Annotated in this window: 13 protein-coding genes; 12 read left to right on the top strand and 1 reads right to left on the bottom strand. The window is 70.7% G+C overall.

All coding sequences use genetic code 11. The features are described 5' to 3' along the window. Nucleotides 1-41: 41 nt before the first annotated feature. Nucleotides 42-545, bottom strand: coding sequence for a transcriptional regulator BldD (gene bldD, locus ACH4D3_RS22560; protein ID WP_003977337.1), 504 nt, complete (start codon nt 543-545; stop codon nt 42-44). Between the two features lie 297 nt (nt 546-842). Here bldD and pyrR point away from each other — a divergent pair, with 297 nt between their 5' ends. From pyrR to coaBC, 12 genes are all read left to right on the top strand, one after another. Then, entirely contained in the window at nt 843-1,412 is a 570-nt protein-coding gene (gene pyrR, locus ACH4D3_RS22555) for a bifunctional pyr operon transcriptional regulator/uracil phosphoribosyltransferase PyrR (protein ID WP_398324614.1), read from the top strand. Nucleotides 1,413-1,527: 115 nt separating this feature from the next. After that, nucleotides 1,528-2,508 carry an aspartate carbamoyltransferase catalytic subunit gene (locus ACH4D3_RS22550; protein WP_385969325.1) on the top strand — a complete coding sequence of 327 codons (981 nt, stop codon included), beginning with the start codon at nt 1,528-1,530 and terminating at the stop codon, nt 2,506-2,508. Nucleotides 2,509-2,513: 5 nt separating this feature from the next. Then, nucleotides 2,514-3,800: a dihydroorotase gene (locus ACH4D3_RS22545; protein WP_398324611.1), complete on the top strand. Its 1,287-nt coding sequence runs from the start codon at nt 2,514-2,516 to the stop codon at nt 3,798-3,800. Then, nucleotides 3,797-4,372, top strand: coding sequence for a hypothetical protein (locus ACH4D3_RS22540; protein WP_398324608.1), 576 nt, complete (start codon nt 3,797-3,799; stop codon nt 4,370-4,372). Before ACH4D3_RS22545 ends, ACH4D3_RS22540 begins: the two co-directional genes overlap by 4 nt. Beyond that, a complete protein-coding gene (carA, locus tag ACH4D3_RS22535) occupies nt 4,369-5,511 on the top strand; it encodes a glutamine-hydrolyzing carbamoyl-phosphate synthase small subunit (RefSeq protein ID WP_398324605.1) in 1,143 nt (380 codons plus the stop codon). The genes ACH4D3_RS22540 and carA overlap by 4 nt, the downstream gene beginning before the upstream one ends. Then, nucleotides 5,504-8,812, top strand: a complete 3,309-nt coding sequence (carB, locus tag ACH4D3_RS22530) for a carbamoyl-phosphate synthase large subunit (protein ID WP_398324602.1) — start codon at nt 5,504-5,506, stop codon at nt 8,810-8,812. The genes carA and carB overlap by 8 nt, the downstream gene beginning before the upstream one ends. Nucleotides 8,813-8,863: 51 nt before the next feature. After that, nucleotides 8,864-9,970, top strand: coding sequence for a quinone-dependent dihydroorotate dehydrogenase (locus ACH4D3_RS22525; RefSeq protein WP_087810368.1), 1,107 nt, complete (start codon nt 8,864-8,866; stop codon nt 9,968-9,970). After that, nucleotides 9,967-10,812 carry an orotidine-5'-phosphate decarboxylase gene (pyrF, locus tag ACH4D3_RS22520; protein ID WP_398324598.1) on the top strand — a complete coding sequence of 282 codons (846 nt, stop codon included), beginning with the start codon at nt 9,967-9,969 and terminating at the stop codon, nt 10,810-10,812. Before ACH4D3_RS22525 ends, pyrF begins: the two co-directional genes overlap by 4 nt. Before the next feature lie 223 nt (nt 10,813-11,035). After that, on the top strand, nt 11,036-11,359 hold the full coding sequence (locus ACH4D3_RS22515) for an integration host factor (RefSeq protein ID WP_003977346.1): 324 nt from the start codon (nt 11,036-11,038) through the stop codon (nt 11,357-11,359). A gap of 37 nt (nt 11,360-11,396) precedes the next feature. After that, a complete protein-coding gene (gmk, locus tag ACH4D3_RS22510; RefSeq protein ID WP_003977347.1) occupies nt 11,397-11,990 on the top strand; it encodes a guanylate kinase in 594 nt (197 codons plus the stop codon). Between the two features lie 62 nt (nt 11,991-12,052). After that, a complete protein-coding gene (gene rpoZ / locus ACH4D3_RS22505) occupies nt 12,053-12,325 on the top strand; it encodes a DNA-directed RNA polymerase subunit omega (protein WP_003977348.1) in 273 nt (90 codons plus the stop codon). A gap of 122 nt (nt 12,326-12,447) precedes the next feature. Then, nucleotides 12,448-13,650, top strand: a complete 1,203-nt coding sequence (gene coaBC, locus ACH4D3_RS22500; protein WP_398324595.1) for a bifunctional phosphopantothenoylcysteine decarboxylase/phosphopantothenate--cysteine ligase CoaBC — start codon at nt 12,448-12,450, stop codon at nt 13,648-13,650. Nucleotides 13,651-13,758 lie beyond the last annotated feature (108 nt).

Raw genomic sequence — 13,758 nt, 5'->3', positions numbered from 1 at the left:
CGGCCACCCCGGCGGCACGTTTCTGCTGAGGTGGGTGAGGCTCAGAGCTCGTCGTGGGACGCCACCGCGCGGCGCGCGTCCGCGTCCAGGACGCCCCAGCTGATCAGCTGCTCGGTGAGGACCGAGGGCGACTGGTCGTAGATGACGGCGAGTGTGCGCAGGTCGTCCTGGCGGATCGAGAGCACCTTGCCGTTGTAGTCACCGCGCTGCGACTGGATCGTGGCCGCGTACCGCTGGAGCGGGCCCGCCTTCTCGGCCGGCACGGTGGCCAGCCGCTCCAGGTCCAGGACCAGCTTCGGCGGCGGCTCGGCGGCGCCGCCCGGGGTGGTGCCCGGCAGCAGCTCCTGCACGGGGACGCCGTAGAAGTCCGCCAGCTCGGCGAGGCGCTGCACGGTCACGGCACGGTCGCCGCGCTCGTACGAACCGACCACGACGGCCTTCCAGCGGCCCTGGGACTTCTCCTCGACACCGTGGAGGGAAAGGCCCTGCTGGGTGCGGATGGCCCGGAGCTTGGCCCCGAGCTGTTTGGCGTATTCGCTGGACATATGGCTCCCCGGACAAGGTGTCGACGCGGCAGGCTGTGTTGTCGGCCGCGCGGCTGGTAACTCACTGTGAGGTTACGCAGCGTTACTCTGCTGCGTCAAGCCGAATGGTCCGCACCGACTCTTCCGTGGTATTCGCCATCCGTTACTCCATGCGGGTGATCGATGTGGGGCAGACGAGTGACGGGGGAGTGTCAGGGGGGTCATCCGAGAGGTTCTGTGAGCCTGCTACCGTAGGTGGCGCATATCCGACGTCCTTTAAGATCCGTCCCGTGAGGCGGAGAAGGGGGTCCGTTTCGTATGGACAAGCAGCAGGATGCCCGGCCCGTTCTCGAAGGGCCCGACATCGCGCGGGTGCTGACCCGCATCGCCCACGAGATCGTCGAGCGCGCCAAGGGCGCCGACGACGTGGTGCTCCTCGGCATTCCGACCCGGGGCGTCTTCCTCGCCCGGCGGCTCGCCGACAAGCTGGAGCAGATCACCGAGCGCAAGATGCCGGTCGGCTCGCTCGACATCACCATGTACCGCGACGACCTGCGCATGCACCCGCCGCGCGCCCTGGCCCGCACCGAGATCCCCGGTGACGGCATCGACGGCCGCCTCGTCGTCCTCGTCGACGACGTGCTCTTCTCCGGCCGCACCATCCGCGCCGCACTCGACGCGCTGAACGACATCGGCCGCCCGCGCACGGTGCAGCTCGCCGTACTCGTCGACCGCGGCCACCGCGAACTGCCCATCCGCGCCGACTACGTCGGCAAGAACCTCCCGACGTCGCTGCGGGAGACGGTCAAGGTCCAGCTCGCCGAGGAGGACGGTCGCGACACCGTGCTGCTCGGTGCCAAGCCGGCCGCCCCGGGCGCCCACCCGTAGCACCCCGCGTACGCACCCCTTCGTGCCCGTACGCGTGCTCGGCGCGCCCCCGCACGCGCCCGGCCGCCCGAATTATCCCGCTCTTCCGCATGAATCGCCTTACGGAGCCTGACAGATGCAGCGTCATCTCATCTCGGCCGCCGACCTCACCCGCGACGACGCCGTCCTGATCCTCGACACCGCCGAGGAGATGGCCCGGGTCGCGGACCGGCCGATCAAGAAACTGCCGACCCTGCGCGGCCGGACCGTCGTCAACCTCTTCTTCGAGGACTCCACCCGGACCCGGATCTCCTTCGAGGCCGCCGAGAAGCGGCTGTCCGCGGACGTCATCAACTTCACCGCCAAGGGCTCCAGCGTCTCCAAGGGCGAGTCCCTCAAGGACACCGCCCAGACCCTGGAGGCGATGGGCGTCGACGCCGTCGTCATCCGGCACAGCGCGTCCGGCGCCCCCTACCGCCTGGCCACCTCCGGCTGGATCGACGCCGCCGTGGTCAACGCCGGGGACGGCACTCACCAGCACCCCACCCAGGCCCTGCTCGACGCCTTCACCATGCGCCGCCGCCTGGTCGGCCGCGACGCCGGGCTCGGCAAGGACCTGGACGGCCGCCGGATCACGCTCGTCGGCGACATCCTGCACAGCCGCGTCGCCCGCTCCAACGTCGACCTGCTGCACACCCTCGGCGCCCAGGTCACCCTCGTCGCTCCGCCCACCCTGCTGCCGGTCGGCGTCGAGACCTGGCCCTGCGAGGTCTCCTACGACCTCGACTCCACGCTGCCCAAGTCCGACGCGGTGATGCTGCTGCGCGTGCAGCGCGAGCGGATGAACGCCGCGTTCTTCCCCACCGAGCGCGAGTACTCCCGCCGCTACGGCCTCGACGGCGACCGGATGGCGAAGATGCCCGACCACGCCATCGTGATGCACCCCGGCCCCATGGTCCGCGGCATGGAGATCACCGCCGAGGTCGCCGACTCCGACCGCTGCACCGTCGTCGAGCAGGTCACCAACGGCGTCTCCATCCGGATGGCCGTCCTCTACCTGCTGCTCGGCGGCAACGAGCCCGCCGTGTCCCACGCCCGCCCCACCGAGGAGAAGTAAGAAACATGAGCAAGACCCTGATCCGCGGTGCGAAGGTGCTCGGCGGCGAGCCGCAGGACGTGCTGATCGACGGCGGCGTCGTCGAAGCGGTCGGCCAGGACCTGTCCGCCGAGGGCGCGGAGGTCGTCGAGGCGGGCGGCAAGGTGCTGCTGCCCGGCCTGGTCGACCTGCACACCCACCTGCGCGAGCCCGGCCGCGAGGACTCCGAGACCGTCCTCACCGGCGCCCGCGCGGCCGCGAGCGGCGGCTACACCAACGTCTTCGCCATGGCCAACACCTTCCCGGTCGCCGACACCGCCGGCGTCGTCGAGCAGGTCTGGCGGCTCGGCCAGGAGTCCGGCTACTGCGACGTGCAGCCCATCGGCGCCGTCACGGTCGGTCTGGAGGGCGCCAAGCTCGCCGAGCTGGGCGCCATGCACGAGTCCGCGGCCGGTGTCACGGTCTTCTCCGACGACGGCAAGTGCGTCCACGACGCCGTGATCATGCGCCGCGCCCTGGAGTACGTGAAGGCCTTCAACGGCGTCGTCGCCCAGCATGCCCAGGAGCCCCGGCTCACCGAGGGCGCCCAGATGAACGAGGGCGTCGTCTCCGCCGAGCTGGGCCTCGGCGGCTGGCCCGCCGTCGCCGAGGAGTCGGTCATCGCCCGGGACGTGCTGCTCGCCGAGCACGTAGGCTCCCGCGTCCACATCTGCCACCTGTCGACCGCCGGGTCCGTCGAGATCGTCCGCTGGGCCAAGTCCCGCGGCATCGACGTCACCGCCGAGGTCACCCCGCACCACCTGCTCCTCACCGACGAGCTGGTCCGGTCGTACAACCCCGTCTACAAGGTCAACCCGCCGCTGCGCACGGAGCGCGACGTCATGGCGCTGCGCGAGGCGCTCGCCGACGGCACGATCGACATCGTCGCCACCGACCACGCCCCGCACCCGCACGAGGACAAGGACTGCGAGTGGGCCGCCGCCGCCATGGGGATGGTGGGCCTGGAGACCGCGCTGTCCGTGGTGCAGGAGACCATGGTGGACACGGGCCTGCTGGACTGGGCCGGCGTCGCCGACCGGATGTCCTTCAAGCCCGCCATGATCGGACAGGCCACCGGACACGGCCGTCCCGTCTCGGCCGGTGAGCCCGCCAACCTCACCCTGGTCGATGCGGCATACCGTGGCCAGGTGGACCCCGCGGGCTTCGCCTCGCGCAGTCGCAACACCCCCTACGAGGGGCGTGAGCTGCCGGGCCGTGTGACGCACACGTGGCTGCGGGGCAAGGCCACGCTCTTCGACGGGAAGCTCACGTGACATCTGCAGCACCGGTAATCCTGCTGGCCGCCGAGAAGGAATCGGCGGAAGTGACCGACTGGGCCGCCCGGGCCGGCTGGGTCGTCGGCCTGGGCCTCTTCGTCGCGCTCGTCTACTGGCTGATGCGCGAGGGCTGGAAGTGGCGCGGCACGCTCCAGAGCGACCTGCCCGCCCTCCCCACCGCGCCGGACGCGCCCGGTGCGGCGAAACTGAGCATGAGCGGCCGCTACCACGGCTCCACCACCGCCGGACAGTGGCTGGACCGCATCGTCGCGCACGGCCTGGGCACCCGCAGCCGGGTCGAGCTGACCCTGACCGACGCGGGACTGGACGTCGTACGCCCTGGCGCGGCGGACTTCTTCGTCCCCGTCGCCGCGCTGCGCGAGGCCCGGCTCGACAAGGGCATCGCCGGCAAGGTCCTCACCGAGGGCGGCCTGCTGGTCGTCACCTGGGCGCACGGCGACAAGCTGATCGACTCCGGCTTCCGCTCCGACCACGCGGCCGAGCACAACGAGTGGGTCGAAAAACTGAACGACATGATCAACAAGACGGAAACGGAAGGCGCACGATGACGACCTCCACCAGGGGAGCCCACCGGACTCCCGCCGTACTCGTCCTGGAGGACGGCCGGATCTTCCGCGGCCGTGCCTACGGGGCCGTGGGGGCCACCTTCGGCGAAGCCGTGTTCTCCACCGGCATGACCGGCTACCAGGAGACCCTCACCGACCCGTCGTACCACCGCCAGGTCGTCGTGATGACCGCCCCGCACGTCGGGAACACCGGGATCAACGACGAGGACATGGAGTCCAAGAAGATCTGGGTCTCCGGCTACGTCGTGCGCGACCCCGCGCGCGTGCCCTCCAACTGGCGCTCCACCCGCTCCCTCGACCAGGAGCTGGCCGCCCAGGGCGTCGTCGGCATCTCCGGCATCGACACCCGCGCCCTCACCCGCCACCTGCGCGAGCGCGGCGCCATGCGCGTCGGCATCTTCTCCGGCAACGCGCTGCCCGACGAGGGCACCATGCTCGCCGAGGTCCGCCAGGCCCCCGAGATGAGCGGCGCCGACCTCTCCGCCGAGGTCGCCACCACCGAGGCGTACGTCGTCCCGGCGATCGGGGACAAGAAGTACACCGTCGCCGCCGTCGACCTCGGCATCAAGGGCATGACCCCGCACCGCATGGCCGAGCGCGGCATCGAGGTGCACGTGCTGCCGGCCACGGCCACCGTCGAGGATGTCTACGCCGTCGAGCCGGACGGCGTGTTCTTCTCCAACGGCCCCGGCGACCCGTCCACCGCCGACCACCCGGTCTCCGTCATGCGGGGCGTCCTGGAGCGCGGCACCCCGCTCTTCGGCATCTGCTTCGGCAACCAGATCCTGGGCCGCGCGCTCGGCTTCGGCACCTTCAAGCTGAAGTACGGCCACCGCGGCATCAACCAGCCCGTGCAGGACCGTACGACCGGCAAGGTCGAGGTCACCGCGCACAACCACGGATTCGCCGTCGACGCCCCGCTCGACCAGGTCTCCGACACCCCCTACGGCCGCGCCGAGGTCTCCCACGTCTGCCTCAACGACAACGTGGTGGAGGGACTCCAGCTCCTCGACAAGCCGGCCTTCAGCGTCCAGTACCACCCCGAAGCGGCGGCCGGCCCGCACGACGCCGCCTACCTGTTCGACCGCTTCGTGAACCTCATGGAGGGCCAGCGTGCCTAAGCGCACCGATATCCAGTCCGTCCTGGTCATCGGCTCCGGCCCGATCGTCATCGGCCAGGCCGCCGAGTTCGACTACTCCGGCACCCAGGCGTGCCGCGTGCTCAAGGCCGAGGGCCTGCGCGTCGTCCTGGTCAACTCCAACCCGGCGACGATCATGACCGACCCGGAGATCGCCGACGCCACCTACGTCGAGCCGATCACCCCCGAGTTCGTCGAGAAGATCATCGCCAAGGAGCGCCCCGACGCCCTCCTGCCCACCCTCGGCGGCCAGACGGCCCTGAACACCGCGATCTCGCTGCACGGCAACGGCGTCCTGGAGAAGTACGGCGTCGAACTGATCGGCGCCAATGTGGAGGCCATCAACAAGGGCGAGGACCGCGACCTGTTCAAGGAGGTCGTCGAGGAGGTCCGCAGGAAGACCGGCCACGGCGAGTCCGCCCGCTCCTACATCTGCCACTCCATGGACGACGTCCTCAAGGGCGTCGACGCGCTCGGCGGCTACCCCGTCGTCGTCCGCCCCTCCTTCACCATGGGCGGCGCCGGATCCGGCTTCGCCCACGACGAGGAGGAGCTGCGCCGCATCGCCGGGCAGGGCCTCACCCTCTCGCCGACCACCGAGGTGCTCCTGGAGGAGTCCATCCTCGGCTGGAAGGAGTACGAGCTGGAGCTGATGCGCGACAAGAACGACAACGTCGTGGTCGTCTGCTCCATCGAGAACTTCGACCCCATGGGCGTGCACACCGGCGACTCGATCACCGTCGCGCCCGCGATGACCCTGACCGACCGCGAGTACCAGACCCTGCGCGACGTCGGCATCGCCATCATCCGCGAGGTCGGCGTCGACACCGGCGGCTGCAACATCCAGTTCGCGGTGAACCCCGAGGACGGTCGCGTGATCGTCATCGAGATGAACCCGCGCGTGTCGCGCTCCTCGGCCCTCGCCTCCAAGGCGACCGGCTTCCCCATCGCCAAGATCGCCGCGAAGCTCGCCGTCGGCTACACGCTGGACGAGATCCCGAACGACATCACGCAGGAGACCCCGGCCTCCTTCGAGCCGACCCTCGACTACGTGGTCGTCAAGGCGCCGCGGTTCGCCTTCGAGAAGTTCCCGAGCGCCGACTCCACCCTCACCACCACCATGAAGTCGGTCGGCGAGGCCATGGCCATCGGCCGGAACTTCACCGAGGCCTTCCAGAAGGCGCTGCGCTCGCTGGAGAAGAAGGGCAGCCAGTTCACCTTCGTGGGCGCGCCCGGCGACAAGCTGGAGCTGCTGCGGGAGGCCGTGCGGCCCACCGACGGCCGTATCAACGCCGTCATGCAGGCCATCCGCGCGGGCGCCACGCCCGAGGAGGTCTTCGAGCACACGAAGATCGACCCCTGGTTCGTCGACCAGCTCTTCCTGATCAAGGAGACCGCCGACGAGCTGGCCGCCGCGCCCGAGCTGACCGCCGACCTGCTCGCCGAGGCCAAGCGGCACGGCTTCTCCGACCAGCAGATCGGCGAGATCCGCGGGCTGCGCGAGGACGTCGTCCGCGAGGTGCGGCACGCGCTCGGCATCCGCCCGGTCTACAAGACGGTCGACACCTGCGCCGCCGAGTTCGCCGCGAAGACGCCGTACTTCTACTCCTCCTACGACGAGGAGACGGAAGTCGCTGTTCGTGAGAAGCCCGCGGTGATCATCCTGGGCTCCGGTCCGAACCGCATCGGCCAGGGCATCGAGTTCGACTACTCCTGCGTCCACGCCTCCTTCGCGCTGTCGGACGCCGGGTACGAGACCGTGATGGTCAACTGCAACCCGGAGACCGTCTCCACCGACTACGACACCTCCGACCGGCTCTACTTCGAGCCGCTCACCCTGGAGGACGTCCTGGAGATCGTCCACGCGGAGCAGCAGGCCGGTCCCGTCGCGGGCGTGATCGTCCAGCTCGGCGGCCAGACCCCGCTGGGCCTGTCCCAGGCGCTCAAGGACAACGGCGTGCCGGTCGTCGGCACCCCGCCCGAGGCCATCCACGCCGCCGAGGACCGCGGCGCCTTCGGGCAGGTCCTCGCGCAGGCCGGGCTGCCCGCCCCCAAGCACGGCACCGCCACCACCTTCGCCGGGGCCAAGGCCATCGCCGACGAGATCGGCTACCCGGTCCTGGTGCGCCCCTCCTACGTCCTCGGCGGACGCGGCATGGAGATCGTCTACGACGAGACCCGGCTGGAGGCGTACATCGCCGAGTCGACCGAGATCAGCCCCTCCCGGCCGGTCCTGGTCGACCGCTTCCTGGACGACGCGATCGAGATCGACGTCGACGCCCTGTACGACGGCGAGGAGCTGTACCTCGGCGGCGTCATGGAGCACATCGAGGAGGCCGGCATCCACTCCGGCGACTCGGCGTGCGCCCTGCCCCCGATCACGCTCGGCGGCTTCGACATCAAGCGGCTGCGCGCCTCCACCGAGGGCATCGCCAAGGGCGTCGGCGTGCGCGGTCTGATCAACATCCAGTTCGCGCTGGCCGGGGACATCCTGTACGTCCTGGAGGCCAACCCGCGCGCCTCGCGCACCGTCCCCTTCACCTCGAAGGCGACCGCGGTGCCGCTGGCCAAGGCCGCCGCCCGCATCTCGCTGGGCGCCACCATCGCCGAGCTGCGCGCCGAGGGCCTGCTCCCGGCCGGCGGCGACGGCGGCACCCTGCCGCTGGACGCGCCGATCTCCGTCAAGGAGGCCGTGATGCCGTGGTCCCGCTTCCGGGACATCCACGGCCGCGGCGTCGACACGGTGCTGGGCCCGGAGATGCGCTCCACCGGCGAGGTCATGGGCATCGACTCCGTCTTCGGCACGGCGTACGCCAAGTCGCAGGCGGGCGCGTACGGGCCGCTGCCGACCAAGGGCCGCGCCTTCATCTCGGTCGCCAACCGCGACAAGCGCTCGATGATCTTCCCGGCCCGCGAGCTGGTCGCCCACGGCTTCGAGCTGATGGCCACCTCCGGCACCGCCGAGGTCCTCAAGCGCAACGGCATCAACGCCACCGTCGTGCGCAAGCAGTCCGAGGGCACAGGACCGAACGGCGAGAAGACCATCGTCCAGCTCATCCACGACGGCGAGGTCGACCTCATCGTCAACACCCCCTACGGCACCGGCGGCCGCCTCGACGGCTACGACATCCGTACGGCCGCCGTGGCCCGCTCCGTGCCCTGCCTGACGACGGTCCAGGCGCTGGCGGCGGCGGTGCAGGGCATCGACGCCCTCAACCACGGCGACGTGGGAGTGCGCTCACTCCAGGAACACGCCGAATTCCTGATCGCCGCCCGCGACTAGCAGCCCCGAGGGGGACACCGGAAACGGTGTCCCCCTCTTCATGAGGACATCATGTACAAGATCTTCTTCAAGCTCGTCTTCTCCCGCATGGACCCGGAGCGGGCCCACCACCTCGCCTTCCGCTGGATCCGTCTCGCCGTGCGCGTCCCCGTCCTGCGCACCTTCGTCGCCGCGGCGCTCGCACCCCGGTACAAGGAGTTGCGTACCGAGGCCCTCGGCCTGCGCATGCACGGCCCCTTCGGGCTGGCCGCCGGGTTCGACAAGAACGCGGTCGCGATCGACGGCATGGCGATGCTCGGCTTCGACCACGTCGAGATCGGCACCGTCACCGGCGAGCCCCAGCCCGGCAACCCCAAGAAGCGGCTGTTCCGCCTGGTGGGCGACCGCGCGCTGATCAACCGCATGGGCTTCAACAACGACGGCTCGCTGGCCGTGGCGGCCCGGCTGGCCTCGCGCACGCCCGTCTTCCGGACCGTCGTCGGCGTCAACATCGGCAAGACGAAGGTCGTCCCGGAGGAGGAGGCCGCCGGTGACTACGTGAAGTCCGCCGAGCGGCTGGCCCCGCACGCCGACTACCTCGTCGTCAACGTCTCCTCGCCCAACACGCCCGGCCTGCGCAACCTCCAGGCGACCGAGGCGCTGCGCCCGCTGCTGAGCGCGGTCCGCGAGGCCGCCGACCGCGCGGTGACCGCCCGGCGCGTCCCGCTGCTGGTCAAGATCGCGCCGGACCTCGCCGACGAGGACGTGGACGCGGTCGCCGACCTGGCCGTGGAGCTGGGCCTGGACGGCATCATCGCCACCAACACCACCATCGCGCGCGAGGGCCTCGGCCTGACCTCCTCGCCCGCCCTCGTCGGGGAGACCGGCGGCCTGTCCGGGGCACCCCTCAAGGCACGCTCCCTGGAGGTGCTGCGCCGCCTCTACGCGCGCGTGGGCGACCGGATCACCCTGGTCGGCGTCGGCGGCGTCGAGACGGCCGAGGATGCCTGGGAGCGCATCCTGGCCGGTGCCACGCTGGTCCAGGGCTACAGCGCGTTCATCTACGAGGGACCCTTCTGGGGCCGAGCCATCCACAAGGGGCTCGCCGCGCGCCTGCGGCAGAGCCCGTACGCCACCCTCGCCGACGCGGTCGGCGCCGACGTGAGGAAGCACGCATGACGGTTCTGGAGCCCTTCGGTGCCCGGCTGCGCCGCGCGATGGACGAGCGCGGTCCGCTGTGCGTCGGCATCGACCCGCACGCCTCCCTGCTCGCCGAGTGGGGCCTGAACGACGACGTGGCCGGGCTGGAGCGCTTCAGCCGCACCGTCGTGGAGGCGGTGGCCGACCGGGTCGCCGTCCTCAAGCCGCAGAGCGCCTTCTTCGAGCGCTTCGGCTCGCGCGGTGTCGCCGTCCTGGAGACGTCGGTCCAGGAGGCGCGGGCGGCCGGTGCGCTGGTCGTCATGGACGCCAAGCGCGGCGACATCGGCTCGACCATGGCGGCGTACGCCGAGTCGTTCCTGCACAAGGACGCGCCGCTGTTCTCGGACGCGCTGACCGTCTCCCCGTACCTCGGCTACGGCTCCCTGAAGCCGGCCGTGGACCTGGCGCGCGAGAGCGGCGCGGGCCTGTTCGTGCTGGCGCTGACCTCCAACCCGGAGGGCGGCGAGGTTCAGCACGCGGTGCGGGGCGACGGGCGCAGCGTCGGGGCGACGATGCTGGCGCACCTGGCCGCCGAGAACGCGGGGGAGGAGCCGCTGGGCTCCTTCGGCGCAGTGGTCGGCGCCACGCTCGGCGACCTGTCCTCGTACGACCTGGGCATCAACGGGCCGCTGCTGGCGCCGGGCATCGGAGCCCAGGGGGCCACGCCCGCGGACCTGCCGCGCGTGTTCGGTGCCGTGGTGCGCGACGTGGTGCCGAGCGTCAGCCGGGGTGTCCTTCGTCACGGTCCCGACGTGGCCGCGTTGCGGACGGCCGCCGACCGCTTCGCGGCGGAGATCCGGACCGCGGTCACGGCGTCCTGACCCTGGATACATCCTCAAATCAGAGGGAGTATGTCCTAAATGTCCGTCCTGACGGAGGCTGACCAGGACTTTTCCGCTGTTCTCGCTGACTCTGGCGGACTTGACCGCTAGTCTCCGTCGAGAGTCAACGGGCGAGCGTGTTGTTCGTGGCTCACCAGGTGAGGGGCGACTAGGTTCCTCACCGGTCCGTATCCGACAGTTCGACATCCGAGGTGACGTAGGCGTGGCTCTTCCGCCCCTTACCCCTGAACAGCGCGCAGCCGCGCTCGAAAAGGCCGCCGCGGCTCGCCGGGAGCGGGCCGAGGTCAAGAATCGACTCAAGCACTCCGGCGCCTCCCTCCACGAGGTCATCAAGCAGGGTCAGGAGAACGACGTCATCGGCAAGATGAAGGTCTCCGCCCTCCTCGAGTCCCTGCCGGGCGTGGGCAAAGTCCGCGCCAAGCAGATCATGGAGCGACTGGGCATCTCCGAGAGCCGCCGCGTGCGCGGTCTCGGGTCCAACCAGATCGCGTCCCTGGAGCGCGAGTTCGGCAGCACCGGCAGCTGAGTCCGGACCACTCCGGGATTGCTGGAATAATCGCTGCATGGCTGCAACACCCCGGGGGACGTCCCCCGTACCCCCGGACGCACGTCCGCGGCTGACCGTGCTCTCCGGCCCCTCGGGGGTCGGCAAGAGCACGGTCGTCGCCCATATGCGCAAGGAACACCCCGAGGTATGGCTGTCGGTCTCGGCGACGACCCGCAGGCCCCGCCCCGGCGAGCAGCACGGTGTCCACTACTTCTTCGTCAGCGACGAGGAGATGGACAAGCTGATCGCCAACGGCGAGCTGCTGGAGTGGGCCGAGTTCGCCGGCAACCGCTACGGCACGCCGCGCACGGCCGTCCTGGAGCGCCTGGAGGCCGGTGAGCCGGTCCTCCTGGAGATCGACCTCCAGGGAGCGCGACAGGTCCGCGAGTCCATGCCCGAGGCCCGGCTGGTGTTCCTGGCCCCGCCCTCCTGGGACGAGCTGGTGCGCAGGCTCACCGGCCGGGGCACCGAACCGCCCGAGGTGATCGAGCGCCGCCTCGCCGCGGCCAAGGTCGAGCTGGCGGCCGAGCCGGAGTTCGACCAGACCCTGGTGAACACCTCCGTCGAGGACGTGGCGCGCGAGCTGCTAGCCTTGACGAACGTCGTGTGATCGCCACTGGTCACCCTGTGGTCATCCCGGCTGAATCTTTCCCATCCATCGGAAGGTAGAGCGTGTCCTCTTCCATCTCCGCGCCCGAGGGCATCATCAACCCGCCGATCGACGAGCTCCTCGAGGCCACGGACTCGAAGTACAGCCTCGTGATCTACGCGGCCAAGCGGGCCCGCCAGATCAACGCGTACTACTCGCAGCTCGGCGAGGGCCTCCTCGAGTACGTCGGTCCGCTCGTCGACACCCACGTTCACGAGAAGCCGCTCTCGATCGCCCTGCGCGAGATCAACGCGGGACTGCTGACCTCCGAGGCCATCGAAGGCCCGGCGCAGTAACATCGGCGGTAGTATTTTCAGCCTGAAGCTGACTTATCCACAGGCCCGGCAGCGCGACTGCCGGGCCTGTGGTGTGTGATGGGTCGTACGCGACATCCGAGCCGGGGAGACGGGGAGAGACGGTGGACAAGCCCAAGGTCGTTCTGGGGGTCAGCGGCGGCATCGCCGCGTACAAGGCCTGCGAGCTGCTGCGCAGACTCACCGAGTCGGGCCACGAGGTCCGGGTCGTCCCCACCGCCTCCGCGCTGCACTTCGTGGGCGCCGCCACCTGGTCCGCGCTGTCCGGCAACCCCGTGTCGACCGAGGTCTGGGACGACGTCCACGAGGTCCCGCACGTGCGCATCGGCCAGCACGCCGACCTGGTCGTCGTCGCCCCGGCCACCGCCGACCTGCTCGCCAAGGCCGCCCACGGCCTGGCCGACGACCTGCTCACCAACACCCTGCTCACCGCCCGCTGCCCGGTCGTCTTCGCGCCCGCGATGCACACCGAGATGTGGGAGCACCCGGCCACCCGGGAGAACGTGGCGACACTGCGCCGCCGCGGCGCCGTAGTGATCGAGCCCGCCGTCGGCCGCCTCACCGGCGTCGACACCGGCAAGGGCCGGCTGCCCGACCCGGGCGAGATCTTCGAGGTCTGCCGCCGGGTGCTCGCCCGCGGGGTGCGCGAGCCCGACCTCGCCGGACGGCACGTCGTGGTCAGCGCCGGCGGCACCCGGGAGCCCCTGGACCCGGTCCGCTTCCTCGGCAACCGCTCCTCCGGCAAGCAGGGCTACGCCCTCGCCCGCACCGCCGCCGCCCGCGGCGCCCGCGTCACCCTCGTCGCGGCGAACGCGTCGATGCCCGACCCGGCCGGCGTGGACGTGGTGCCCGTCGGTACGGCGGTGGAGCTGCGCGAGGCGATGCTGCGCGCCGCGGCCGACGCCGACGCCGTCGTCATGGCCGCGGCGGTGGCGGACTTCCGACCCGCGACCTACGCCACCGGGAAGATCAAGAAGAAGGACGACCAGGAACCCGCACCGATCACCCTGGTGCGTAATCCGGACATCCTCGCGGAGATCTCCACGGCCAGGGCCCGCTCCGGACAGGTGGTCGTCGGCTTCGCCGCCGAGACCGACGACGTCCTGGCCAACGGCCGGGCCAAGCTGAAACGCAAGGGCTGCGACCTCCTCGTGGTGAACGAGGTGGGGGAGCGCAAGACCTTCGGCTCCGAGGAGAACGAGGCGGTGGTCCTGGGCGCCGACGGCAGCGAGACGCCGGTCGCCCGCGGCCCGAAGGAAGCCCTGGCCGACACGGTCTGGGACCTGGTCGCCGCTCGGCTGGAGTGAATGACCCATTTGCTCGAAGGAGCCTCGAAGACGACGCATTCGAGCGTGGCGCCCCTGGCCAAGGGCGCCTCCTTCTGGGCAGAATGCCCGTGCCGCAGGTCACAGCCC

Origin of the sequence: Streptomyces sp. NPDC018026, from assembly GCF_044327745.1 — a bacterium.
GTDB classification, from domain to species: Bacteria; Actinomycetota; Actinomycetes; order Streptomycetales; family Streptomycetaceae; genus Streptomyces; species Streptomyces rubrogriseus.
This window is presented reverse-complemented; position numbering and strand designations above follow the sequence as displayed.

Bases quoted from the DNA above. Each gene is read 5' to 3' on its own strand.
- gmk (WP_003977347.1), top strand. From the start codon at position 11,397: ATGGCTGCAACACCCCGGGGGACGTCCCCCGTACCCCCGGACGCACGT.
- bldD (WP_003977337.1), bottom strand. From the start codon at position 545: ATGTCCAGCGAATACGCCAAACAGCTCGGGGCCAAGCTCCGGGCCATC.
- ACH4D3_RS22525 (WP_087810368.1), top strand. From the start codon at position 8,864: ATGTACAAGATCTTCTTCAAGCTCGTCTTCTCCCGCATGGACCCGGAG.
- carA (WP_398324605.1), top strand. From the start codon at position 4,369: ATGACGACCTCCACCAGGGGAGCCCACCGGACTCCCGCCGTACTCGTC.
- pyrF (WP_398324598.1), top strand. From the start codon at position 9,967: ATGACGGTTCTGGAGCCCTTCGGTGCCCGGCTGCGCCGCGCGATGGAC.
- pyrR (WP_398324614.1), top strand. From the start codon at position 843: ATGGACAAGCAGCAGGATGCCCGGCCCGTTCTCGAAGGGCCCGACATC.
- ACH4D3_RS22545 (WP_398324611.1), top strand. From the start codon at position 2,514: ATGAGCAAGACCCTGATCCGCGGTGCGAAGGTGCTCGGCGGCGAGCCG.
- ACH4D3_RS22550 (WP_385969325.1), top strand. From the start codon at position 1,528: ATGCAGCGTCATCTCATCTCGGCCGCCGACCTCACCCGCGACGACGCC.